The organism is uncultured Algibacter sp. (assembly GCF_947495675.1).
Classification (GTDB): Bacteria; Bacteroidota; Bacteroidia; order Flavobacteriales; family Flavobacteriaceae; genus Algibacter_B.
In genome coordinates this window covers 1-827 of record NZ_CANLZX010000054.1, presented here as the reverse complement: position 1 = coordinate 827, position 827 = coordinate 1, and the positions used below count along the sequence as shown (strand labels likewise).

The window sequence follows — 827 nt, the reverse complement described above, 5'->3', positions numbered from 1 at the left end:
CAAACATCAGTTACAACAGGTGCTGTAGGTTGTACAGCATCCGCTATACACTCTACTGTAGAACTTACATTTGCAGGTACTACAGGTAATGTTGTTACATCAATCGTATATGTATATGTATAAATAACTTCGTTACCTGCACAGTCTGTATAAGTGAACGTATAAATTTTATCACCTTCACAAACAGGATCAGTATTCTCAGTAATTACAGGCGTAATGTCGTTACCACAAACATCCGTTACTACCGGAGCAGTAGGTTGTGCAGCATCAGTTATACACTCTACTGTAGAACTTGCATTTACAGGTACTACAGGTAAAGTTGTTACATCAATCGTGTATGTATAAGTATAAATAACTTCGTTATCAGCACAATCGGTATATATAAATGTATAGATTTTATCTCCTTCACAAGCAGGATCTGCATTTTCAGTAATTACAGGCGTAATTTCGTTACCACAAACATCAGTTACAAGAGGAGTTGGAGGTTGTACAGCATCAGCTATACACTCTACTGTAGAACTAGCATTTGCAGGCACCACAGGTAATGTTGTTACATCAATCGTATATGTATAAGTATAAACCGATTCATTATCAGCACAATCGGTATATATAAATGTATAGATTTTATCTCCTTCACAAAAAGGATCAGCATTCTCAGTAATTACAGGCGTTAAATCATTACCACATACATCGGTTACAAGAGGAGTTGGAGGTTGTGTAGCATCTGCTAAACACTCTACTGTAGAACTTGCATTTGCAGGCACCACAGGTAATGTTGTTACATCAATAGTATATGTGTAAGTATAAACCGATTCATTACCTGCACA

At 36.6% G+C, this 827-nt stretch carries 1 protein-coding gene; it reads right to left on the bottom strand.

The genetic code is table 11. The features are described 5' to 3' along the window. A partial coding sequence (locus Q0842_RS16055) for a hypothetical protein (RefSeq protein ID WP_298500508.1) occupies window positions 1-827 on the bottom strand: 827 nt, incomplete at both ends.